Raw genomic sequence first — 23,245 nt, forward strand, 5'->3', positions numbered from 1 at the left:
CTCACGCCTCCACGCGGCGAAGCTTGGCGAGCGGGGCGATTTCGCCGGGGAAGACGCGCTTCACGCCGTCGCCCATTGCCTGCTCGATGACGCGGATGTCGCGCACCAGGTGCTGCAGGCCCTGCGGCTCCAGAGACGCGGCGTGGTCGCTGCCCCACATGGTGCGGTCCAGCGTGATGTGCCGCTCGACTGCAACGGCGCCGAGTGCGACGGCGGCCAGCGAGATCTGCAGTCCCGGCTCGTGTCCCGAGTAGCCGATCGGAACGCCGGCGAAGCGGTCGCCGAGCGTGGTGATCATGCGCAGGTTCGCCTCTTCGGCCGGCAGGGGATAGGTCGACGTGGCATGCAGAACGACGAGCGGTGAGCCGTCGAAGGCCGCGACGGCCCGGTCGATCTGGTCCAGCGTCGACATACCGGTGGAGAGGATGACCGGCTTGCCGGTCGCGCGCATCGCCTCCAGAAGCTCCAGGTCGGTCACCGACGCCGAGGCCACCTTGTACGCGCACACGTTCAGGTCTTCGAGGAACTCCACGGACGGCACGTCCCACGGGGAGGCGAACCAGTCCAGCCCGCGCATCGTGGCGTGGTCGCCGAGCTGCACGTACTGGTCGTGGTCGAACTCGACCCGGTAGCGGTACTCGAGGTAGGTCATCTCGCCCCACGGGGTCGAGCGCGGGGTGTTCTTCATGTGCTCGGGGGTGGAGATGGCAGGCGTGCGCTTCTGGAATTTCACGGCCTGCGCCCCTGCGTCGGCCGCCACGTCGATCAGTCGCTTGGCGATCTCGACGTCGCCGTTGTGGTTGAGCCCGATCTCGCCGATCACGTAGACCGGGTTGCCGGTGCCGATGACGTTCGAACCGATGGTGACAGTCATGATTTCGCCTTCTCCTCAAGGATGATTTCCGCGAGTTCGCGCACCGCGCCGGCACCGCCGGACGCCGTGAGAACCCGTCTCGATGCAGCAATGGCCCGCGGGTGTGCGTCCGCGACCGCGAACGGCCAGCCGACGGCGCCCAGCGCGCCGAGATCGTTGACGTCGTTGCCGAGGTAGGCGACGCGGTCGAGCCGGATGCGGGCATCCGCCGCCCACGCGGTCAGCGCTGCCGCCTTGTCGCCGATGCCCTGCAGCACGTCGACGCCGAGCTTCGCGGCTCGAACTCCGACGACCGGATTCTTCTCGGTCGACAGGATGAGCACAGGGATGCCCGCCTCGCGCAGCATGCGCACGCCCAGTCCGTCGCGGCGGTTGACCGTGACGGACTCGACACCGTTCTGATCGACCTGCACGCTGTCGTCGGTGTGCACGCCGTCGAAGTCCGTGACGACCGCTTCGATCGACGAAAGGGTGGGGTTCTCCGGTTCCTCCGCTGGTCGTCCTTCGACAAGCTCAGGAACCATGGCGCGCACCTCGCGCACCTCCGCTGGTCGAGTAGCGCGCACCGAAGGTGCACGCGTATCGAGACCCGCCTGCGACAACGAGGCCTCGATACGCGTTCGCTCCGCGGTCGCCACTCGACCAGCGGGGCCAGCAGCGGCGGCACCGACCGTGACCATGTCGCGGGTGCGGGCGACGACGTCGGCGACGGCGAGGTCCTCTTCGGTGTCGATGTCGATGGCATCCGGGATCACGGCGAAGCCGACGCGACCGAAGAAGCGATATCCGGTGCGACGGAAGCCCGCGGCATCCATCGCGTAGAACGCGCCGGTCTCCTGGTACTGCGGTTCGCGGTCCTGCCGCATCGGGCGGAAGGACGGGTCGTGATTGACGCCCTGCGCATTGCCGACGGAGTCGACGTTCCACAGGAATGCATGGGTCTCGACCGCGGCGAGCACGACGTCGTGCTCACCCCCTGCCACTCTGGCCACCGCTTCGTCGATGTCTTCTGGGCGGGTGAACGGGCTGGTCGCCTGCATGAACACGACGATGGCGGGCTCGACGCCGGCGTCTTCCAACACGTCGAGCGCGTGCGTGACGGCGCTCTCGCTCGAGGCTGAGCCGGTCGAGAGCGCAGCGGGGCGAACGATGACCTCGGCCCCGGCTTCGGCGGCCACCCTGGCGATTTCCTCGCCGTCGGTGGAGACCACGACGTGGTCGATAGAGGAAGAGGCGAGCGCACACGCCACGGCCCTGGCGACGAGTGGGACCCCGCCCACCTCGCGTAGGTTCTTCCCCGGCACACCGACAGACCCCGCCCTGGCGGGGATGACGGCGACCACGTGGCCGGGGATCGGGGACATGACGTCAACCTAGGAATCCGAACGGTCGCGACCATGGCACCTGAGTGAACAGACAGGAAAGGTCGGATGGCGTGCAGGATTCGCGCAGGGGGTGGCGAAGCGATCAGGCGTCGCACCACCATGCGGGCGCCCGCACGGCTGCTACGCGGATTCGCGGAGGATCAGGTGGTGTCTGAGCCGCAGTCGCGGCGGTGCCGGGTCGCTGCCGCCTTCGAACATCGACCGCAGAATCGAGATCGCGGACTGCGCGGCCTCGTTCATGTCGACCCCCAGCGTCGTCAGCTCCGGGGTGGTGTACGTGCCTGCCGACAGGCCGTCGACTCCGACGACCTTGATGTCCTCTGGAACATGCAGACCGTGACGGCGCAGTGCCTTCATCGCGCCGAACGCGCAGTAGTCGTTGAACGCCATGATCGCGTCCGCACCCCGCACCTGGTCGAGGTGGGTCACTGTCGCGATCTCGGCGGATGCCACGTCGTCGCCTCTCCCGTGGACCACCGGTGGATCGATGCCTCGGGTTCGCCACTCCCTCATGATCAGCTTCGCCCGCGCGCTCGGTTTGCCAGGCTGCGAGCTGTCGAGCACGATCGGCCTGCTGATCCCGTGGTCGATCAGGTGCGTCACGGCCTCTCGCACACCGGGTGTGAGATCGAACTCCACGCCTCCCCACCCCGCGGGGCCCGAGCGGGAGGGAGCATCGATCTCGACCACGGGCACGCCGGGCAGGATCAGCCCCAGTTCGCGCCGGGGCAGGGTCACATAACCGAGCAGCGCGTCGACCTGCGGTGCGAGAGCTGTCAGAAAGGCCCGCTGGTCCTCGATCTCGCTCAGGTCGAGCAGTACGACCGACCACCCCTGGCGGGCCGCGTGCGAGACCACCGCGGCCGCAAGTTCCGGGTAGTACGGGTTGGTGAGGTTGTGCACCATGAGCCCGACGGTCTGCTGCCCGCTCTTGACCAGTCCGCGGCCGAAGCGCGACGGACGGTAGCCGAGCTCGCGAGCGGCATCCAGCACACGCTGCTTCGTGAGCTCGTTGATGCCCGACATGTCGTTCATCGCCCTGGTGACGGTCTGGCGGGAGACGCCGACGGCCGACGCGACATCCACAATGGTCGCCCGCCGCTTCGTCCCCATGCCAGCCGATTGTAGGGTGCGTCGACTCTGTGCAACGGAGCCACCCCCGAAGGGGGAGTAGCGCTCCAACAGGACTCAACGCTAGGCGAGGTAGCGGAAAAGTCTTGACATCAGTACAAAAGCGGTGTCATTGTGTGAACGCATCGTGAACGTTCACGGTAGATCGTCAAGATTTGCCGCGGCGCGGACACGATCCACTTTCATCCGTCCCAAGGACTCAAAGCCGAGAAACGAGGGATTCATGGCCGTACTCTCACGCAGATCGCTGCTGACCGGGGCTGGAGGGCTGGGGCTGCTCGCGCTCTCAGCCGGGCTCACGGGCTGTTCATCGCAGAAGTCGATCTCCTCGAACCCTGACGAGCTGGTGCTCTGGTACTGGAACCGCTCGATGAACCCGAGCGCGCTCAAGGATGCGTCGCACCGGATACCCGGCACCGACCGGTTCCTGAACCCCGAGATGCCGCCCAACTCCGGCTGGGACACCAAGCTCCGAACGAGTCTGGCCGGAGACGCCTACATTCCGGACATCACGGCGATCAACTCGAACGTGTCCTTGTATTTCCCTGACGAGGAGATGTTCATCGACCTGAACGAGTTCGGCGCGAAGGACCTCAAGGACGACTACTTCCCGTGGAAGTGGAACTACGGTCTGACGCCGACCGGGAGGATGTGCTTCTTCCCCATCGACAGCGGCCCGACGGGCTTCTACTACCGCGCCGACGTGTTCGCCAAGGCGGGCCTTCCCTCTGCGCCCGACGAGGTGTCCGCAGCTGTGACGACGTGGGATGCGTGGATCGAATTCGGCAAACGACTGAAGGCCAAGACCGGCAGCTACATGCTGATCGATGCCTATCAACTCTTCACCCAGATCATCAACGCCTCGCCGGAGCGCTACTACAGCAAGTCAGGCAGGCCGCTGTACAGCGAGAAGAACTCGGCTGTGAAGGAGGCGTGGGACATCACCGTGCGGGCGATCAAGGCCGGGGTGCTCGGCAACCAGCAGCTCCCGACCGATCAGAACGCCGCCTGGATCAGCGGCAAGACGGCCGGTCACATCGAAGCTGTCTGGTGGGCGCAGATCCTCCTCGACACCGCGCCGGCGACCAAGGGCAAGTGGCGTCTCGCGTCGCAGCCTGTGCGCGCAGGCAACAGCGGCGGGTCATTCCTCGCGATCCCGCACACCTGCAAAGACCCGAAGGCGGCATACGACTTCATCGTCTGGTCGCAGAGCGCGGATCGCCAGGCGCAGGCCTACAACGAGGTGCAGCTGTTCCCGTCGACTCCCGGAGCACTGACGAGCGGCCGCATGAAAGACGCGAGCAAGGGCTTCTTCGGCCCTCAGAATTCCTTGGACTTCTTCAAGAGGCAGGCGGAGACCGTACCGGCAGCCTTCATCTCGACCTACGAGCAGATCGCGAACTTCTTCACCACGCAGATCGTCAACGTCGAGGCCGGTGGCAAGGACCCCGATCGGGCGTGGGATGACGCTGTCAACCAGACCAATCGAGTCCTTCGCAAGCACGGGGTGAACGCATGACCGCACACACCACGGGGGTTCCGCTGCGCTCGAAGCCCCGCAACACTCCGATCGCCGCGTCGAAGACGCGCAAGAACGGGTTCCTGCGGTGGTGGCCGCATTATCTGTCGATCGCGCCGTTCTACGTTCTGTTCCTCGTCTTCGGCGCGTTCCCCATCGTGTTCTCCATCGTGATCTCGTTCACGAGCTGGGACGGCATGGGCAAGATGACGTTCGTCGGGCTCGATCAGTACAGCTACCTTCTCGGGGACTCCCTGTTCTGGCAATCGGTGTGGAACACGTTCATCATCTGGGTGATCTCGACGATCCCGATGCTGTTCATCGCGCTGGTCATCGCATTCCTGCTGCACCAGAACATCCGGATGAAGTCGTTCTACCGGGTGGCGTTCTTCATCCCGAACGTCACATCGATGGTCGCCATGGCGATCGTCTTCGGATCGGTCTTCTCCGATCAGTTCGGTCTGGCGAACTCGTTCCTCAAGTGGATCGCCGGATCGGATGCGGGAGTGCAGTGGCTGACCAACCCCTGGGGCATCAAGGTGACGATCGCCATCATGGTGATCTGGCGCTTCACCGGATACAACGCGATCATCTACCTCGCCGGGCTGCAGGCGATCTCGACGGAGCTCTACGACTCGGCGCGCGTCGACGGGGCGAGCACCTGGCGCATCTTCTCCCGCATCACTGTTCCGCTGCTGCGACCGGTGATCCTCTTCACCGTGATCACCTCGACCATCGGCGGACTGTCGCTCTTCACCGAACCTCAGGTGTTGTTGGGCAACACCGGTGTTCCCAATCTCGGAGGTACGAACAGCGCCGGCCTGACCATCGTGCTCTACCAGTACTACCAAGCGTTCAACAACTTCGACTTCGGTTACGGCTCGGCCATCTCGTGGGCCCTGTTCGTTCTCGTGGCGGTGTTCGCCCTCATCAATTGGCGCCTCGTGATGGGGCGCAGGGAGGACCAACTCGGTCAGGTCGCCCCGAGCCTGATATCCCGATTCACGGCACGCCGGGCCGCAGCGACGAAGGAGTCCACACGATGACCGTCATGGCAACCACTGCCGCTCCCGAGGCGATCCAGCGCTTCAACGATCACGAAGGATCGGTCGCGCGTAGAAGAAAGCTCGTCACGCGCATCGTCACGCACGCGTGCATCTGGGTGGGGGTCATCCTCTCGCTCTTCCCCTTTTACTGGCTCTTCGCGATGTCGACCCAGACGACGGCGCAGATCTTCGGATTTCCGCCCGACCTCTTCCCGAGCAATCAGCTGTTGGCCAACATCCAGGGGGTGCTCGACAACGTCAACATCTTCCAGGCGATGCTCAACTCGTTCATCGTGTCTGGATTGTGCGCCCTGCTGGTCATGTTCTTCGACTCGTTGGCCGCGTTCACGTTCGCCAAGTACGAGTTCCCCGGCAAGAATGCGCTCTTCCGCGTGCTTCTGGTCACGTTCCTCATTCCGGCGAGCCTGTCGCTGGTGCCGAGCTTCGTGCTGATGAGCAAGCTGGGCTGGGTCGGCGAACTCCAGGCCCTGATCATCCCGGGGGCGGCGAACGCGTTCGGCATCTTCCTGCTGCGGCAGTTCTGCGAGACCTCGGTGCCCAACGAACTCATCGAGTCGGCTCGCATCGACGGTGCGGGGTTCTTCCGCACCTATTGGAGCATCGGGGTGCCGATGATGCGCGGTGGCATCGCCTTCCTCGGCATCTTCACGTTCATCAGTGCCTGGAATGACTATGTCTGGCCCCTCGTGGTGCTGGTGAATCCGGGCACGCAGACGTTGCAGACGGCTCTGGCGAGCCTGAACACGTCGTACGCCACCAACTACGGCTGGGTGATGGCGGGTGCGCTGATCAGCGTGCTTCCGTTGATCGCGATCTTCATCATCGGATCCCGGCACTTCATCGCGAACATCGCGGCGGGCGCCGTCAAGGGCTGAGCGCGGCGCCGATTGGACGCGGGCGGATGCCTCGCGTACCATTGACCCTTGGTGTCCGCGCCACTGCGGTGCGGCATCCGTAGTTGAGCCCTCCACCTGCGGCGTTTCCGGATCATCGAGCCGGCAACACCCGACCGGAGTGGGATTCACGACCACCCAACCACGAGACAAGAAAGCAGCCACTACTGTGACGCGCACTTTCAGCCCCAAGGCATCCGAGATCCAGCGCGACTGGGTCATCATCGACGCCACCGATGTCGTGCTCGGCCGCCTGGCCAGCCACACGGCCGCGATCCTTCGCGGCAAGAACAAGCCGACGTTCGCTCCGCACGTCGACACCGGTGACTTCGTCATCATCATCAACGCCGACAAGGTGGCCCTCACTGGTCAGAAGGCGCTGCAGAAGAAGGCGTACCGCCACTCCGGCTACCCGGGCGGTCTGTCGGCTGTCACGTATGCCGAGCTTCTCGAGAAGAACCCGGTTCGTGCCGTCGAGAAGGCCGTTCGCGGCATGCTGCCGAAGAACACGATCGGCCGCGCCCAGCTGAGCAAGCTCAAGGTCTACACCGGTTCTGAGCACCCGCACTCGGCCCAGCAGCCGAAGCCCTACACCCTCGACCAGGTCGCCCAGTAAGCGCCGGTTCCCAGAACTCTTCTCTTTCTTCAGACAAGGACGAAACCATCGTGGCGAAGATCTCCGACCAGCTCGAGGCACAAGAAGTGCCGCAGAGCTTCACGACCGAAACCCCGGCCACCGAGGCGCCAGCAGCGACGCCCCGCCCGGTTCTCAATGTTCCCGGTGCGGCCGTCGGCCGCCGCAAGCAGGCGATCGCCCGCGTGCGCCTCGTTCCGGGCTCCGGCACCATCACGGTCAACAGCCGTGAGTTCGCCGACTACTTCCCGAACAAGCTGCACCAGCAGCTCATCACCGACCCGTTCAAGGTGCTCGACCTGCTCGGCGGCTACGACGTGATCGCCCGCATCACCGGCGGTGGCCCCTCCGGCCAGGCTGGCGCACTGCGCCTCGGCATCGCCCGTGCGCTGAACCAGATCGACGAAGAGAACAACCGCGCGACCCTGAAGAAGTCCGGCTTCCTGAGCCGCGACGCACGGGTCAAGGAGCGCAAGAAGGCCGGTCTCAAGAAGGCCCGCAAGGCCCCGCAGTACTCGAAGCGCTGATTCAGCGCTCGTAGGCTGCGGCTTCATGGCACGGCTCTTCGGTACGGATGGCGTTCGCGGACTCGCGAACGGCGAACTGACGGCGGACCTCGCTCTGGGCGTTGCCCAGGCGGCGGCCGTCGTGCTCACGCAGGGACGCAGCGCAGAGGCACGGCGCGCCCAGGGCAAACGCCCTGTGGCAGTCGTGGCCCGCGATCCCCGCGTCTCGGGTGAGTTTCTGATCTCGGCGGTTGCGGCAGGGCTCGCGAGCTCCGGCGTCGATGTCCTCGACGCCGGAGTCATCCCGACCCCGGCTGCAGCCTTTCTGATCGCCGACATCGGCGCGGATTTCGGTGTGATGATCTCGGCATCGCACAATCCGGCGCCCGACAACGGCATCAAGATCTTCGCCCGTGGCGGCACCAAGCTGCCCGACGTGGTCGAGGACCGCATCGAGGCTGCGCTCGGCAAGCCGAAGCTGACGCCGACCGGCGCCGACGTCGGCCGCATCCGGCGCTTCGCGGATGCCGAGGACCGCTACGTGCTCCACCTGCTGGCGAGCCTGCCGCATCGGCTCGACGGCATCCACGTGCTGCTCGACTGCGCGAACGGCGCGGCCGCGGGCATCTCTCCCGAGGTGTTCACGGACGCCGGTGCCAGGGTCACCGTGATCGGTGACGATCCCGACGGCATGAACATCAACGACGGCGTCGGGTCGACGCACATCGACAAGCTCGCTGAGGCGGTCGTCGCACACGGTGCCGACGTGGGGATCGCGCACGACGGCGATGCCGATCGCTGCCTCGCCGTCGACGCAGACGGCAACAGCGTGGACGGCGACCAGATCATGGCCATCCTCGCCCTCAGCATGGCCGAGCGCGGCAAGCTGAACCAGAACACGCTGGTCACCACGGTGATGAGCAACCTCGGGTTGCGCCTCGCGATGGCCGAGAACGGCATCGATGTGGTGCAGACCAACGTGGGTGACCGCTACGTGCTGGAGCGCATGAACGAGAACGGCTTCTCGCTCGGCGGTGAGCAGTCCGGACACGTGATCATGAGCGAGTTCGCGACGACGGGCGACGGCATCCTGACCGGACTGCACCTGGTCAGCGAGATCGCACGCAAGGGCAAGCCGCTCTCGGAGCTCGCTGCGTGCATGACGGTGTACCCGCAGATCCTCGTGAACGTGCGCGGAGTGGACCACCATCGCCTCAAGGACGACGTCGTGATCGCGAAGGCGGTCTCCGATGCGGAGGTCGCGCTCGGCGAGACCGGTCGTGTGCTGCTGCGTCCGTCCGGCACGGAACCCATGGTGCGCGTCATGGTCGAGGCAGCAGACCAAGAGACAGCCGACCGCCACGCACACACGCTCGCCGACGTCGTGCGCGTGCAGCTCGCGCTGTAGCCGCCCCCGCCCCCGCTGATCGACCGGCGGTGGGCCTTACAGCTTGCGGAGCAGCACTGTCGAGACGGTGTGATTGGTGCCCTTGCGCAGCACGAGCTTCGCTCTCGACCTCGTCGGGCGGATGTTCTGCAGCAGGTTGGGCTCGTTGATCGCGCGCCAGATCGACAGGGCCTGGGCTCGCGCCTCCTCTCCGGTGAGCGAGGCGTACCGGTGGAAGTACGACTTCGGATCGGCGAACGCCCCTCGCTGCAACTTGAGGAAGCGCTCGACGTACCAGTTCTCGATGTCGGTGGCACGGGCATCCACGTAGATGCTGAAGTCGAAGAGGTCGCTCACCGCGAGACGGTTGCCGCCCCCGGCCGGCTGCAGCACGTTGAGGCCCTCGACGATGAGAACATCAGGACGTCGCACCACCACCTGGGCGTCGGACACGATGTCGTAGCTGAGGTGCGAGTAGAACGGCGCGCGCACCTCGTCGGCGCCGCTCTTCACGGCGGTGACGAAGCGCAGCAGCGCGCGGCGATCGTACGACTCGGGGAAGCCCTTGCGGCTCATGATCCCTCGCCGCTCGAGCTCGGCATTGGGCAGCAGGAATCCGTCGGTCGTCACCAGTTGCACGTTCGGGGTGGTGGGCCAGCGACTCAAAAGCTCGCGCAGAAGGCGCGCGATCGTGGACTTGCCGACCGCCACCGAACCGGCGACGCCGATGACGAACGGGGTGCGGGCAGCACGCTCGCCGAGGAAGTCGCTGGTGGCACGGTGCAGTCGCTGCGCACCCTCTGCGTACATGCTCAGCAGGCGGCTGAGCGGCAGGTAGACCTCCGCCACCTCGCGCATGTCGAGCGGATCGCCGAGACCGCGCAACTGCACGATCTCCGTCTCGCTCAGCGGCTGCGGGGTGCTCTTGGCCAGATCTGCCCAGTCGCTGCGATCGAGTTCGAGGAAGGGTGAGAACTGCGCGGCGACATGCGCCGAACCGTTCCCTGCCATGGGTGATGAGTCTAGTGCCGCTGTCAGCGGCGTCCGGCCAGCCTCGGATCGGTACACTTGGCGCCCATGTGCGGAATCGTCGGATACGTGGGCCATGACCGGTCCCTTGAGGTGTTGCTCGGCGGGCTGAAGCGGCTGGAATACCGCGGCTACGACTCTGCAGGGGTGGCCGTGATCGACGCCGCAGGCGAGCTGAACGTGGCCAAGCGGGCCGGCAAGCTGGGCGTGCTCGAGGACGAGCTGCAGCGGCATCCGATCTCGGACGGCGCGACCGGCATCGGCCACACGCGATGGGCGACGCACGGCGGCCCGACCGACCGCAACGCGCATCCGCATCTCGGCGATGACGGCAGGCTCGCCGTCATCCACAATGGCATCATCGAGAACTTCGCCTCGCTGCGCGACGAGCTGACCGCAGAGGGAATCGAGTTCGCCAGCGAGACCGACACCGAGGTGGCCGCCGTGCTGCTCGGCCGCGAATACCGTCGCACCGGCGATCTGGTCGAAGCCTTCAGGGCCGTTGCGGCACGCCTCGAGGGCGCCTTCACTCTGCTCGCCGTGCATCGTGAACGGCCGGGCGTCGTGGTCGGTGCTCGTCGCAACTCACCCCTGGTCATCGGCCTGGGTGATGGCGAGAACTTTCTCGGATCGGATGTCGCCGCTTTCGTCGAGCACACCCGTCGCGCGGTCGCGATCGGCCAGGACCAGATCGTCGTCATCACGCCGGACGAGGTGACCGTCACCGACTTCGACGGCAACGGCGTCGACGTCGAGCCGTTCGAGGTGGCGTGGGATGCCTCTGCCGCCGACAAGGGCGGCTGGCCGAGCTTCATGGCGAAGGAGATCGCCGAGGAACCGGATGCCGTCGCCAACACGCTGCGCGGCCGCATTCGCGACGACGCTGCCGTCATCCCCGAACTCGAGGACCTCGACGCCCTGCTCGTAGGTATCGACCGCATCACCATCATCGCCTGCGGCACGGCGGCGTACGCCGGGCAGGTCGGCTCGTACGCGATCGAGAAATGGGCGCGCATCCCTGTCGAGGTGGAGCTCAGCCACGAGTTCCGCTACCGCGACCCGGTCATCACGCCGTCGACTCTGGTGATCTCGATCAGTCAGTCGGGCGAGACCATGGACACGCTGATGGCCGTGAAGTTCGCACGTGAGGCCGGTGCCAAGACGCTGTCGATCTGCAATACCCAGGGTGCGACCATTCCGCGGGAGTCCGACGGCGCGGTGTACACCCACGCCGGACCCGAAGTGGCGGTCGCCTCCACGAAGGCGTTCGTCGCCCAGATCACCGCGCTCTATCTGTTCGGCCTGCACCTCGCGCGGCTGCGCGGCACGCTCTCCGTCGCGGAGCAGGCGGCCGCCATCGCCGAGCTCACCGCCATTCCGGGCAAGTTGGAGCGGGTGCTGGAGTCCACCGACTCCGTTGCGCAGCTCGCGCATTGGATGAGCGACACCAGGGCCGTGCTGTTCCTCGGCCGGCACGTCGGCTATCCGATCGCGCTCGAGGGTGCGCTCAAGCTCAAGGAGCTCGCGTACATCCACGCCGAGGGCTTCGCCGCGGGTGAGCTGAAGCACGGACCGATCGCGCTGATCGAGCCGGGACAGCCCGTGTTCGTGGTGGTGCCGAGCCCACGCGGGTCCGACGAGATGCACAAGAAGGTCGTGTCGAACATCCAGGAGATCCGCGCTCGCGGCGCTCGCGTGCTCGCGATCGCGGAGGAAGGCGACGCCTCCGTGCTGCCGTTCGCGGACGAGGTGGTGCGCATTCCGCTCGCCGCACCGCTGTTCGAGCCGCTGCTGGCCGTCATCCCGCTGCAGATCTTCGCGATGGAGCTCGCCACGGCGAAGGGCCTCGACGTCGACCAGCCGCGTAACCTGGCCAAGTCGGTCACGGTCGAGTAGGCCGCGATCGAGCGGGCCACGGTCGAATGAGCCACGGTCGAAGAGGAGCCGAGCGGATGCTGCAACGCACTGAGCGAGCAACCCCGTGATCGCCGGCATCGGCGTCGACATCGTCGACCTCGCCCGCTTCGACCGTGCGGTCACCCGCACGCCCAAGCTGCTCACCCGCCTGTTCGCTGAGAGCGAACGGGGTCTGCCGATGCACTCGCTGGCTGCCCGATTCGCGGCGAAGGAGGCCGTGATCAAGGCGCTCGGACGCCCGGATCTGATCACCGCGACCGACGTCGAGGTGGTCAGAGATGAGCACGGCAACCCCGACCTCGTGCTGCACGGAACCGTCGGCGAGGTGGCTGCCGAGCGGGGCATCCTGCGCTGGCATCTGACAATGACGCACGATGCGGGCGTGGCGTGCGCCTTCGTGGTCGCAGAGACCGGCGACCCTGTGCTGCCGGCGGCAGGCGCCGTGACAGGCGGCGGCTCGTGAGCGGGGCATCGCCGCTGCGCGAAGCCGTCGTCGATCTCGATGCGATCACGGAGAACGTGCGCGTGCTGCGTTCGAGAATCGGCACGGAGCATCTCATCGCCGTGGTGAAGGCCAACGGGTACGGTCACGGAGCGGTTCCCGTCGCGCACGCGGCGCTGCGAGGCGGAGCCGACAAGCTCGGGGTCGCCGATCTGGCCGAGGCGCACGAGCTGCGGGATGCCGGCATCACGGCGCCCGTCCTCGCCTGGCTGCACGACCCCGACGCCGACTTCGAGAGCGCGATCGTCGCCGACATCGAGATCGGCGTCTCGTCGCTCGACCAGCTGCAGTCCGTGATCGACGCCACGACCCGCGTCGGCAGGCCGGCGGTCGTGCACCTCAAGCTCGACACCGGCCTCAGCCGCAACGGCGTCTCACCGGATGCCTGGCCCTCCGTGACCCGCGCGGCGCGCGTGGCCGAGATCGCGGGCCTCGTCACCGTCGCTGGCGTCTTCAGCCATCTGTCCGGCACGTCGCCCGAGGCGGATGCCGCTCAAGCCGACGCCTTCGACCTGGGACTCGCGGAGGCGTCCGCTGCGGGGCTCGACCCCGAGTTCGTGCACCTCGCGGCCAGCGGCGCCGCGCTCACACTGCCGCGCACCAGATACAACACGGTGCGCACGGGCATCACGATCTACGGCCTCTCGCCGTTCTCCGACCGGGAGCCGGCCGAGTTCGGTCTGCGCCCCGCCATGACCCTGCGCACGCGCGTCATAGCGGTGCGACGCATCGAACACGGCCAAGGCGTGTCATACGGCCACACCTACCGGGCGAACGGCGCGACGAACCTGGCACTGGTTCCGGTCGGATATGCGGACGGAGTACCGAGGCAGGCATCCGGTGCGGCCCCGGTGGTGATCGGCGGCGAACGATTCCAGATCGCCGGGCGCGTCGCCATGGACCAGATCGTGATCGCGACGGGCGAACGGGCGGTGGCTGTGGGGGACGAGGTGATCCTCTTCGGCGACCCGGCGTCCGGTGTGCCGAGCGCCGAGGACTGGGCCCGCGCGGCGGGCACGATCGGCTATGACATCGTCACCAGGCTCGGAGGGCGGGTGACCAGGCGCTATGTCGGGCAGTGAAGCCTTGGCCGGCACATATACCGTCGCGACGTCCGACGAGATGGAAGCGCTCGGGCGTCGTCTTGCTGCGCAGCTGCGGGCCGGCGACCTGCTGGTGCTCACGGGACCGCTCGGCGCGGGAAAGACCACCCTCACGCGCGGCATCGGCGAGGGGCTCGACGTTCGTGGACCGGTGACCAGCCCGACGTTCGTGCTGGCCCGCACGCATCCGTCGCTGACGGGCGGAGCGCCGCTCGTCCATGTCGACGCGTACCGCCTGGGCGACGCGCTCGAGCTCGATGATCTCGACATCGACTTCGCGAGTTCCGTGGTGGTCGTCGAGTGGGGCGACGGCATGCTGGACGGCGTCGCGGACTCCTGGCTCGACGTCGCGATCGAACGACCGACGGGCGCAGGGGACGTAGCAGGCGACGGGGGCCCGGCAGCCGACGGGGACGAAGGCGCCGACGCCGACGCGGCCCCCGAAGAGCCGCGCACGGTGACGATCACGCAGCACGGTCCGCGTTGGGTGTGAAGCGACGCAAGCCTCAGTCATCCGCATGGTCGTCGAAAAGCCGTGGTGCCTGCGCGCTGACTACGCTGGAGGGATGCTCCTCGCCATCGACACGTCGGCCGGCACCTCCGTCGCGGTCGTCGACCTCGAGGGTGGCGTGCTCAGCGAGCTGACCACGGTTGACACGATGCGGCACGCCGAGGTGATCGGTGGGATGGTGCGGGATGCGCTGGCGCAGGCATCCGTCACGCCCGCTCGCCTTTCTGGCGTTGTCGCCGGCATGGGGCCGGGTCCGTTCACCGGGCTGCGGGTCGGCATCGCGGCCGCGAAGGCGTTCGCACTCGGTGCGGGCAAGCCGCTCGTGCCGATCGTGAGCCACGATGCGGTCGCGCTCGAGCGCTACAGCGCCGGCCACACCGGTCCGCTGCTCGTCGTCACGGATGCCCGTCGCCGTGAGCTCTACTGGAGCGCGTACGGCGGTGTGGACGTGCTCGGCATCCCGCTGCGCAGCGGCGGACCAGGACTTGCCAAGCCTGCGGAGGTGCCGCACGCCGACCTGCCGAGATACGACGCGGCATCCGTCTCAGCTGGTCAGCTCGGGCTGCTCGCCGAATGGCTCTATGCGCATCGGCGGCCGTTCGCCGAAGATCGCCCGCTCTACCTGCGTTCGCCGGACGTCACCCCGTCCACCGGCCCGAAGCGAGTCACGGCATGACAGCGGACGCCGCTTCTGCGTCAGCCCCCGTACCCCCGCCCGTGCTGCGCCGGGCGACCATGGCCGACCTCGACGCGATCATGTCGCTCGAAACCTCGACCTTCGTGACGGATGCCTGGTCGCCCGCCATGATGCGCTCCGAGCTCAGGAGCGAGCATTCGTACTATCTCGTCGCCGAACGCGCTGGATCCGGAGAACCGGGGGTCGTCGGATACGCGGGTCTTCGCGCCGTGAACGGATCGACGGATGCCGACATCCAGACCATCGCCGTCGCCCCGGCCGTGCGGCGCGCGGGCCTCGGCCGCTCGCTGATGCTTGCGCTCATCGACGAGGCGGAACGCCGGGACGCCCGCGAGGTGTTTCTCGAGGTTCGAGCCGACAACCCAGGCGCCCAGCGGCTCTACGCCTCCCTCGGATTCGAGCAGCTGGCCGTGCGACCGCACTACTACCAGCCCGACGACGTCGACGCCTTGGTGATGCGTTTGACCCTGCCGATGCAGGACGCCCTTCGAAGCGCGCACACCAACTCCCGTGCCGAGCCCCTGGTCCTCGGCATCGAGACGTCGTGCGACGAGACCGGAATCGGCATCGTGCGAGGCACGCGCCTTCTCGCGAACGTGATCGCGTCGAGCATGGACGAGCACGCCCGCTACGGCGGCGTTGTTCCCGAGGTGGCGGCGCGGGCGCATCTGGAGGCGTTGGAGCCGACGATCACGGAGGCTGTGGCGCGCGCGGGCATCCGGCTCGAGGAGCTCGATGCCATCGCGGTCACCTGCGGACCCGGCCTCGCAGGCGCTCTCATGGTCGGCGTCGGGGCGGCGAAGGCGCTCGCCGTGGCACTCGACAAGCCGCTGTACGGCGTGAACCACCTGGTCGGTCACGTCGGCGCCGACCTGCTCGACGCGGACGGTGGCCAAGGACGCGAGATCGAGCTGCCGACGATCGCGCTGCTCGTCTCGGGCGGTCACACCTCGCTGCTCCATGTGCGAAGCCTCACCGACGACGTCGAGCTGCTCGGCGAGACCATCGACGATGCCGCGGGAGAGGCGTTCGACAAGGTCGCACGCGTGCTCGGCCTGCCCTACCCGGGCGGACCGCAGATCGATCGGGTCGCGGCGACCGGCGATCCGAACGCGATCCGATTCCCCCGCGGACTGACCCTGCCCAAGGACATGGCGAAGCATCGCTACGACTTCTCGTTCTCCGGGCTCAAGACCGCCGTCGCCCGCTGGGTCGAGAAACGCGAGGATGCCGGCGAGCCCGTTCCGGTCGCGGATGTCGCGGCGAGCTTCCGCGAGGCCGTCGTCGATGTGCTGCTGCGCAAGGCGATCGCGGCGTGCGTCGACCGGGAGGTGCCGCGCCTGCTGCTGGGCGGCGGGGTGGTGGCGAATGCGCGCGTGCGGCAGCTGGCGAAGGAGCGCACGGATGCCGCCGGCATCGCCCTGCGCATTCCCGCGCTGTCGCTGTGCACCGACAACGGCGCAATGATCGCTGCGCTCGCGGCGCAGCGGATCGCGGCCGGGCACGCACCCAGCGGCCTCGATTTCGGGGCGGATTCGACTCTGCCGGTCACCGACATCCAGGTCTGAACGCACGCGCGAGGCTGCCGATCGCCCGCGACCATTGACCGTGATCGGTGTTGCGGCGGATGACACGCCGAGCCGCACTACTCGTTGACACCCCTTTCTAGGGATGCCAGAGTACTGAATACACAGCTTTCGCTCAGGAATCTTCACGAGCGAATCACACGACGTGGGCCCGCCATGGTCCGCTCCGTCCGAAAGGATCACGCACATGTCCGATCCCAACACTCCCCAGGACCCGTCTGCCGCTCCGCAGCAGCCGGTGCCCCCGCAGCCTCCGGTCCCGCCGCAGCAGCCTGCCGCTCCGCAGCAGCCGCCGGCGTACAGCGCTCCGCAGCCTCCGGTCCCGCCGCAGCAGCCCGCAGCGCCCCAGTACGGCGCTCCGGCCGCTCCGCAGTACGGTCAGCCGTACGCTCCGGTGGCGCAGAAGACGCCGATCCTGAGCATCCTGTCGCTCATCGGCGGCATCATCGGCATCGTCGGATCGTTCTTCTACTTCGGAGGACTCTTCGCCATCGCCGCCGTCGTGCTCGGCTTCCTCGGCCGTAGCAAGGAGCCGCAGGCCAAGGGCTTCTGGCTGACGGGCATCATCCTCGGTTTCGTCGCGATCGTGATCGAGATCATCTGGATCATCGTCCTCGTCGCCATCCTGGCGTCGGTGGGCTCGTCACTCAGCTACTGATCTGCGCGGATGAGGCGGGCCGTCGACAAGGCGGCCCGCTTCGTCGTATCCGTGTTCGCAGGTGTCGGCATCCAGCCGCATGTCGGTTCCGATGTCGTGCGTATGGATTCCCGATGAGCACGGCGATTGACACGACGCCCTGAGGCGTCGAGCATAGGTTCGCTGCACGGCCGGAGCACCCCGGCCGCGGCGACATCAGAAAGGAATCCGTCCATGTCCGACCCGAACGCCCCGCAGAACCCCGAGCAGGTTCCGCCGCCTCCCGGATACGGGGCGCCGCAGCAGCCTCCTGTGCCGCCGGAGCAGCCCGTCCCGCCGCAGCAACCGCCTGCTCCGCAGCAGCCTGCAGCACCGCAGCAGCCTTACGTGGCACCTCAGCAGCCGCCTGCTCCGCAGCAGCCATACGGCGCGCCTCAGCCGCCTCAGCAGCCTTACGGTGCACCCCAGCAGCCCTACGGTGCGCCGCAACAGCAGCCGTATGGTGCACCTCAGCAGCCCTATGGCGCTCCGCAGCAGCCCTACGGCGCGCCTCAGCAACCGTACGGTGCACCCCAATACGGCCAGCCGTACGCTCCGGTGGCGCAGAAGACACCGATTCTGAGCATCCTCGCCCTGATCGGCGGCATCATCGGTGTCATCTCACTCGGGTGGGGCGTGCTGTTCGGCATCGCCGGCATCGTGCTCGGCTTCCTCGGCAAGAGCCGCGAGCCGCAGGCGAAGGGTCTGTGGCTCACCGGCATCATTCTGGGCTTCGTCTCGGTCGGGCTGATCCTGCTCTGGATCCTCTTCATCATCATCGGAGCGATCGCCTCGGCGAGCCTGGACTACGGCTACTGATCCGACGCGAAGGGCCGCCCCGGATTTTCCGGTGCGGCCCTTCGCTCGTTCCCGGCCCGTGTTCGCCCTTCTCAGCAGCGCTCGACGAGCAGGGCCGCGTGCCGTGCTCCGATGCGGGTGAGAACGAGGGTCGCGGCTCGCTCGCCCTTGAGTTTCAGCCGGGTGCGCAGGGCGGCGGGGTCGACATCCGCTCCGCGCTTCTTGATCTCGAGCTTTCCGATGCCGCGCCTGGCCAACGCCGCGCGCAATTCGGACTCCTTGTAGGGCAGCTCCTCGAGCACCCGGAATGCGGTGGCGAACGGTGTCGGTGTCAGTGCGTCTGCCGTGAGATAGGCGATGTCGTGGCGCAGCATGTGCGCGTTCAGCCCTCTGGCTACCTCGCCGATCAGTCGGGCGCGGATGACGGCGCCGTCGGGTTCGTAGAGGAATTCGCCGAGATCTCCGGCGGGTTCGTCCTCAGCGTCGGTGGCTCCGGTCAGCTCTGCGGCGCCGTCTGCACGGAGCACCAGCGCGGCCCGGCGGATGCCTTCGCGAGCGAGCGCGCCAGTCCAGACTCCGACCTCCACCACCTGGCCGTCCACCGAGATCCACTGCGCCTCGGCGTCGTCGGGAAGAAGTGAGCGGTCGATGCCAGGACCGAGTTTGACGCCGACGGGCATCCGCTCGGCGAGACCGAAAACGAAGTCGAGGTTCGGGGACCAATCGGCCGCGTTCGCCAGCCGCTTCGTGCCGGAATGGCCGGACGTACGGCGGGCAGGGTCGAGGTAGGCGGCATCCTGTCCGGTGAGATCGAAATCTTCTGCCCGGGCGTTCAGCACGGTCGCGCCGGGAAACGGTGCGAGGTTGTAACTTGCGATCGCGGCGGTGACCTCGTCGACGTCGACCGCCGTGACCTGCAGATCGAGCGCGGACATCGCCATCGCGTCTCCGCCGATGCCGCAGCCGAGGTCGGCGACTCTGGTGGGGCCCGCCTGTGCGAAACGCGCAGCGTGACGTGCCGCGACCGAAAGCCGTGTCGCCTGTTCGAGCCCTGCCTCGGTGAACAGCATGCGCGAGGCGAACGGTCCGAACTTGGCTGCGGCCTTCGCGCGAAGCTTGGACTGGGTGAGCACAGCGGCGACCAGCCCCGGCGGATGCCCCTGTTTGCGCAACGCGCTCACCGTGTGCACCACGTCTGCAGAGCTCTCGTACGGCGGAAGGGAATCCAGCAGGCCGAGCCCCTCGGGGCTCAGCAACTCGACGAGCTCCGCGCGTTCCACTGCGCCAACCTATCGCGGCGACCTGCACCGCGACGGATTGCCGGTGGCCGATGCGAACGAAGGTTGCACTCACGTTGCACGAGTGCCAGCCGTGCGCCTACACTCTCATTAGCACTCTCACTGTCAGTGTGCTAACTACGTCTTCAGTACAAAGTACAGAAAGAGGTCAACCGTGTCGGTCTCCATCAAGCCGCTCGAGGATCGCATCGTTATCAAGCAGGTCGAGGCTGAGCAGACCACGGCGTCGGGTCTGGTCATTCCGGACACCGCCAAGGAGAAGCCGCAGGAGGGCGAGGTCGTCGCCGTCGGACCCGGTCGCATCGACGACAACGGCAACCGTGTTCCGCTCGACGTGAACGTCGGCGACAAGGTGCTCTACTCGAAGTACGGCGGCACCGAGGTCAAGTTCGGCGGCGACGAGCTGCTCGTGCTGTCGGCCCGCGACGTGCTGGCGGTCATCGAGCGCTGACGCTCGCTCACGTACGCAGCCTCAACGCTGCGTGAAGGGGTCCGGATGCCTGTGCATCCGGACCCCTTCGTCGACCGGCGGAAGAGGACGCACTCGACCGGCCGGAGCCGAGCACAGAGGGTACGAATACGATGAACCAGGTGTCCACACCTGTGCAGCGCCCCGACGTTCCCGCCCCGTCTTCGGCGGATCGCCTCAGCACGCGCGGCATGGTCTACGCCGTCGCGTCGTATGTGCTCTGGGGGTTCCTGCCGGTCTACTTCATCGCGCTTGCGCCCTCCGGAGCGTTCGAGATCGTCGCATGGCGGGTGATCTTCTCGCTGGCGTTCTGCGCGATCGCCATCCTGGTGACGCGTGCCTGGCGTGCGTTCGCGGCCATCCTGAAGCGGCCCCGCATCGTGCTCATCATGGGGCTGGCGGGTGCGCTGATCTATGTGAACTGGCAGACCTACGTGTTCGCGGCGACGTCGAACGAGGTGGTCGAGGCATCCCTCGGCTACTTCATCAATCCGATCGTCACCGTGCTCATCGGTGTCATCGTGCTGCGTGAGCGTCTTCGCATCACCCAATGGATCGCGATCGGCATCTCGGTCGTCGCCGTCGTGGTGCTCACCGTCGGGTACGGGGAGCTGCCGTGGATCGCGCTCGTGCTCGCCTTCTCATTCGGCTTCTACGGCCTGGTCAAGAAGCAGGTGGGACGCGACGTGGACGCCCTCACCGGTCTCACGCTCGAGACCGCCTGGCTCACCCCGGTCGCCATCGTGCAGCTGATCGTCGTCGGTGCGACGGTCGGCATCACGTTCGGGCACGTGAGCGTGTGGCACACGGTGTTGACGATCGGGGTGGGGATCATCACCGCCGTTCCACTGCTGCTGTTCGCGGCCGCGTCGAGGCGGCTTCCGCTGGTCGTGATGGGGTTCATCCAGTACTTCGCTCCTGTGCTGCAGTTTCTGGTGGGCGTCGTGCTTCTCCACGAGCAGATGCCGCTGGAGCGCTGGTTCGGCTTCGCGCTGGTGTGGGTCGCGTTGATCGTTCTGACCGTCGATATGGTGGTCGCGGTTCGGCGCGAGCGCGCAGCAGGTCGCGACATGGCGGATGCCACCGACGCGGTGTCCGACGACGTTCTGCCCGAATAGCTGGGTCGCACACTCTCGTCGGCGTACTCCCAGGCGCGTTCGTCGGCTCAGCGGCGCATAGTGGAGTCATGCCCTTCACCGAGCTGGTGGTGCTGTGCGCGGTGCTCGTCGCGAACATCGCGGAGACCGTTGCGCTCACCACGTACCGGCGAGCCGTGCGCGGATCGCACGAGCGGTATGTGTGGCGCACGCGTTACGTGCTCTTCGCCCTGACGGTTGCGGTGCTCGCGACCGTGCTGGCCGTGATCGACGTGGCGAACGGCGACACGGTGTTCGCAGCGCTCTGGCTGGCGATCACAGCGATGCGCATCCTGAGCCTCATCCTGAACCGCGACAAGGACGACGACGACTGGTTCAAGAAGGCAGGGAGGCGCATCCGCTCCGCGGCCAGGAAGGTCGCGGCGGCCCTCACTCCGCAGCCCGGGGCGGCGGCTCCGGTCCCCGCGTGAGGCACCCGGAATTCTGTCAAGGTCACGGGCGTTAACATGGATCATCCGAAAGCGCTGGTGCAGGGGGATTGCACCACGGTCCCCGCTCCGACGCCGAGGTGACGCAGCAGCACCACGATTCGCACGGCAGGCGCGTTCGACGATCTCTTTCGTTCCTGTGCCGGCGTAGACAGGGGAGAGATGGACCAGGCGGACCCGTTCGGCTTCATGGGATTGACCTACGACGACGTGATGCTGCTTCCTGCGCATACCGACGTGATTCCGAGCGAGGCCGATACGTCGTCGCGCCTCTCCAGGCGCATCACCGTGGCGTCGCCGCTGCTCTCCAGCGCCATGGACACTGTCACCGAGGCGCGCATGGCCATCGCCATGGCCCGCCAGGGTGGTCTCGGTGTTCTGCACCGCAACCTCTCGATCGAGGACCAGGCGGTCATGGTCGACAAGGTGAAGCGCAGCGAGTCCGGCATGGTCAGCAACCCGGTCACGACGACTCCCGATGCCACCGTCGCCGAGGTGGATGCCCTGTGCGGCCAGTTCCGCGTCTCCGGTCTTCCCGTGGTCGAGGCCGACGGCACGCTCGTCGGCATCATCACCAACCGTGACATGCGCTTCGTCTCGCAGTTCGAGAAGTCGACGACGCTGGTGCGCGACGTGATGACGAGGACGCCGCTGATCACCGCGCCGGTAGGTGTCGACCCGGACTCCGCGATCGCCATCTTCGCGCAGCACAAGATCGAGAAGCTTCCGCTGGTGGATGCCGATGGCAAGCTCCGCGGGCTCATCACCGTCAAGGACTTCGACAAGAGCGAGAAGTATCCGGACGCGACGAAGGACGACGAGGGTCGCCTTCGCGTCGGTGCGGCGATCGGCTTCTTCGGCGATGCGTGGGACCGCGCCATGGCACTCGTCGACGCGGGTGTCGACGTGATCGTCGTCGACACCGCGAACGGCGACAGCAAGGGCGTGCTGGAGATCATCCACAAGCTCAAGCACGAGCCGCGCGCCGCACACATCGACGTGATCGGCGGCAACGTGGCGACCCGGTCCGGTGCTCAGGGACTCATCGATGCCGGTGCTGACGCGATCAAGATCGGCGTCGGACCCGGGTCCATCTGCACGACGCGCGTCGTCGCCGGCGTGGGCGTACCGCAGGTGACGGCCGTGTACGAGGCATCCCTCGCCGCACGCGCCGCCGGTGTACCGCTGATCGCGGACGGCGGCCTGCAATACTCGGGCGACATCGCGAAGGCGCTCGTCGCCGGCGCGGACACCGTCATGCTCGGCTCCCTGCTCGCCGGGTGCGACGAGAGCCCCGGGGACCTGGTCTTCGTGAACGGCAAGCAGTTCAAGAACTACCGCGGCATGGGATCTCTCGGCGCCCTGCAGACGCGCGGCAAGAAGACGTCGTACTCGCGTGACCGCTACTTCCAGGCTGATGTTCCGAGCGACGACCAGCTCATCCCGGAGGGCATCGAGGGGCGCGTCGCGTATCGCGGGCCGCTGGCATCCGTCGCGTACCAGCTCACCGGCGGACTGCGTCAGTCGATGTTCTACGTCGGCGCTCGCACGATTCCGGAGCTCAAGGAGCGCGGCAAGTTCGTGCGCATCACGCCGGCGGGGCTCAAGGAGTCGCACCCGCACGACATCCAGATGGTCGTCGAGGCGCCGAACTACACGCGCTGACCTGACGCCGCCC

23 protein-coding genes are annotated in these 23,245 nt (G+C 67.1%); 18 read left to right on the forward strand and 5 right to left on the reverse strand.

The annotated features are described in order from the left end of the window. Position 1: 1 nt before the first annotated feature. The 3 genes from MJ603_RS04410 to MJ603_RS04420 all read right to left on the reverse strand — a co-directional run bounded on the left by MJ603_RS04410 (position 2) and on the right by MJ603_RS04420 (position 3,372). Positions 2-874 (reverse strand): N-acetylneuraminate synthase family protein, encoded by an 873-nt coding sequence (locus MJ603_RS04410; protein WP_243062434.1) that lies wholly within the window; start codon positions 872-874, stop codon positions 2-4. Further along, positions 871-2,238 (reverse strand): acylneuraminate cytidylyltransferase, encoded by a 1,368-nt coding sequence (locus MJ603_RS04415; RefSeq protein WP_243062435.1) that lies wholly within the window; start codon positions 2,236-2,238, stop codon positions 871-873. Before MJ603_RS04415 ends, MJ603_RS04410 begins: the two co-directional genes overlap by 4 nt. A gap of 141 nt (positions 2,239-2,379) precedes the next feature. After that, positions 2,380-3,372 (reverse strand): LacI family DNA-binding transcriptional regulator, encoded by a 993-nt coding sequence (locus MJ603_RS04420; protein WP_243062436.1) that lies wholly within the window; start codon positions 3,370-3,372, stop codon positions 2,380-2,382. 241 nt (positions 3,373-3,613) lie between these two features. Between MJ603_RS04420 and MJ603_RS04425 the strand changes: the two genes are divergently transcribed. The 6 genes from MJ603_RS04425 (at position 3,614) to glmM (ending at position 9,417) form a co-directional block, all read left to right on the forward strand. Then, a complete protein-coding gene (locus MJ603_RS04425; protein WP_243062437.1) occupies positions 3,614-4,909 on the forward strand; it encodes an ABC transporter substrate-binding protein in 1,296 nt (431 codons plus the stop codon). After that, on the forward strand, positions 4,906-5,955 hold the full coding sequence (locus tag MJ603_RS04430) for a carbohydrate ABC transporter permease (RefSeq protein ID WP_243062438.1): 1,050 nt from the start codon (positions 4,906-4,908) through the stop codon (positions 5,953-5,955). The genes MJ603_RS04425 and MJ603_RS04430 overlap by 4 nt, the downstream gene beginning before the upstream one ends. Next, the gene (locus MJ603_RS04435; protein ID WP_243062439.1) at positions 5,952-6,851 is read left to right on the forward strand and encodes a carbohydrate ABC transporter permease; all 900 of its coding nucleotides are present in this window, start codon (positions 5,952-5,954) and stop codon (positions 6,849-6,851) included. Before MJ603_RS04430 ends, MJ603_RS04435 begins: the two co-directional genes overlap by 4 nt. 187 nt (positions 6,852-7,038) lie before the next feature. Continuing rightward, positions 7,039-7,485 carry a 50S ribosomal protein L13 gene (gene rplM / locus MJ603_RS04440; protein ID WP_243062440.1) on the forward strand — a complete coding sequence of 149 codons (447 nt, stop codon included), beginning with the start codon at positions 7,039-7,041 and terminating at the stop codon, positions 7,483-7,485. Positions 7,486-7,535: 50 nt separating this feature from the next. Then, positions 7,536-8,030 (forward strand): 30S ribosomal protein S9, encoded by a 495-nt coding sequence (gene rpsI, locus MJ603_RS04445; RefSeq protein ID WP_243062441.1) that lies wholly within the window; start codon positions 7,536-7,538, stop codon positions 8,028-8,030. Positions 8,031-8,055: 25 nt separating this feature from the next. Continuing rightward, on the forward strand, positions 8,056-9,417 hold the full coding sequence (glmM, locus tag MJ603_RS04450) for a phosphoglucosamine mutase (protein ID WP_243062442.1): 1,362 nt from the start codon (positions 8,056-8,058) through the stop codon (positions 9,415-9,417). Positions 9,418-9,453: 36 nt separating this feature from the next. Here the strand turns inward: glmM and coaA are convergent, their stop codons facing one another. After that, positions 9,454-10,407 (reverse strand): type I pantothenate kinase, encoded by a 954-nt coding sequence (gene coaA / locus MJ603_RS04455; RefSeq protein WP_243062443.1) that lies wholly within the window; start codon positions 10,405-10,407, stop codon positions 9,454-9,456. A 66-nt stretch (positions 10,408-10,473) separates the two neighbouring features. Between coaA and glmS the strand changes: the two genes are divergently transcribed. The 8 genes from glmS to MJ603_RS04495 all read left to right on the forward strand — a co-directional run bounded on the left by glmS (position 10,474) and on the right by MJ603_RS04495 (position 18,236). Next, on the forward strand, positions 10,474-12,321 hold the full coding sequence (gene glmS / locus MJ603_RS04460) for a glutamine--fructose-6-phosphate transaminase (isomerizing) (RefSeq protein ID WP_243062444.1): 1,848 nt from the start codon (positions 10,474-10,476) through the stop codon (positions 12,319-12,321). Positions 12,322-12,406: 85 nt separating this feature from the next. Beyond that, positions 12,407-12,805, forward strand: coding sequence for a holo-ACP synthase (locus tag MJ603_RS04465; RefSeq protein WP_243062445.1), 399 nt, complete (start codon positions 12,407-12,409; stop codon positions 12,803-12,805). Next, the gene (gene alr, locus MJ603_RS04470) at positions 12,802-13,926 is read left to right on the forward strand and encodes an alanine racemase (protein ID WP_243062446.1); all 1,125 of its coding nucleotides are present in this window, start codon (positions 12,802-12,804) and stop codon (positions 13,924-13,926) included. The genes MJ603_RS04465 and alr overlap by 4 nt, the downstream gene beginning before the upstream one ends. Then, a complete protein-coding gene (gene tsaE / locus MJ603_RS04475; RefSeq protein WP_374230820.1) occupies positions 13,913-14,440 on the forward strand; it encodes a tRNA (adenosine(37)-N6)-threonylcarbamoyltransferase complex ATPase subunit type 1 TsaE in 528 nt (175 codons plus the stop codon). The genes alr and tsaE overlap by 14 nt, the downstream gene beginning before the upstream one ends. Before the next feature lie 73 nt (positions 14,441-14,513). Beyond that, complete coding sequence (tsaB, locus tag MJ603_RS04480; RefSeq protein WP_243062447.1) at positions 14,514-15,134, forward strand: tRNA (adenosine(37)-N6)-threonylcarbamoyltransferase complex dimerization subunit type 1 TsaB; 621 nt, start codon at positions 14,514-14,516, stop codon at positions 15,132-15,134. Continuing rightward, positions 15,131-16,723: a tRNA (adenosine(37)-N6)-threonylcarbamoyltransferase complex transferase subunit TsaD gene (gene tsaD / locus MJ603_RS04485; RefSeq protein ID WP_243062448.1), complete on the forward strand. Its 1,593-nt coding sequence runs from the start codon at positions 15,131-15,133 to the stop codon at positions 16,721-16,723. Before tsaB ends, tsaD begins: the two co-directional genes overlap by 4 nt. A 205-nt stretch (positions 16,724-16,928) precedes the next feature. Continuing rightward, positions 16,929-17,399: a hypothetical protein gene (locus MJ603_RS04490; protein ID WP_243062449.1), complete on the forward strand. Its 471-nt coding sequence runs from the start codon at positions 16,929-16,931 to the stop codon at positions 17,397-17,399. A 213-nt stretch (positions 17,400-17,612) separates the two neighbouring features. Further along, positions 17,613-18,236 carry a DUF4190 domain-containing protein gene (locus MJ603_RS04495; protein WP_243062450.1) on the forward strand — a complete coding sequence of 208 codons (624 nt, stop codon included), beginning with the start codon at positions 17,613-17,615 and terminating at the stop codon, positions 18,234-18,236. A 71-nt stretch (positions 18,237-18,307) separates the two neighbouring features. Here the strand turns inward: MJ603_RS04495 and MJ603_RS04500 are convergent, their stop codons facing one another. Continuing rightward, positions 18,308-19,495: a class I SAM-dependent methyltransferase gene (locus MJ603_RS04500; protein WP_243062451.1), complete on the reverse strand. Its 1,188-nt coding sequence runs from the start codon at positions 19,493-19,495 to the stop codon at positions 18,308-18,310. Between the two features lie 172 nt (positions 19,496-19,667). Between MJ603_RS04500 and groES the strand changes: the two genes are divergently transcribed. The 4 genes from groES (at position 19,668) to guaB (ending at position 23,232) form a co-directional block, all read left to right on the forward strand. Then, positions 19,668-19,964, forward strand: coding sequence for a co-chaperone GroES (gene groES, locus MJ603_RS04505; protein ID WP_243062452.1), 297 nt, complete (start codon positions 19,668-19,670; stop codon positions 19,962-19,964). 131 nt (positions 19,965-20,095) lie between these two features. Beyond that, the gene (gene rarD, locus MJ603_RS04510; protein ID WP_374230821.1) at positions 20,096-21,100 is read left to right on the forward strand and encodes an EamA family transporter RarD; all 1,005 of its coding nucleotides are present in this window, start codon (positions 20,096-20,098) and stop codon (positions 21,098-21,100) included. 68 nt (positions 21,101-21,168) lie between these two features. After that, positions 21,169-21,549, forward strand: coding sequence for a hypothetical protein (locus MJ603_RS04515; protein ID WP_243062453.1), 381 nt, complete (start codon positions 21,169-21,171; stop codon positions 21,547-21,549). A 180-nt stretch (positions 21,550-21,729) separates the two neighbouring features. Then, complete coding sequence (gene guaB, locus MJ603_RS04520; protein ID WP_243062454.1) at positions 21,730-23,232, forward strand: IMP dehydrogenase; 1,503 nt, start codon at positions 21,730-21,732, stop codon at positions 23,230-23,232. The last annotated feature ends 13 nt before the right edge of the window (positions 23,233-23,245 follow it).

The sequence above is a fragment of the Humibacter sp. RRB41 genome (assembly GCF_022761015.1).
Taxonomy (GTDB): Bacteria; Actinomycetota; Actinomycetes; order Actinomycetales; family Microbacteriaceae; genus Humibacter.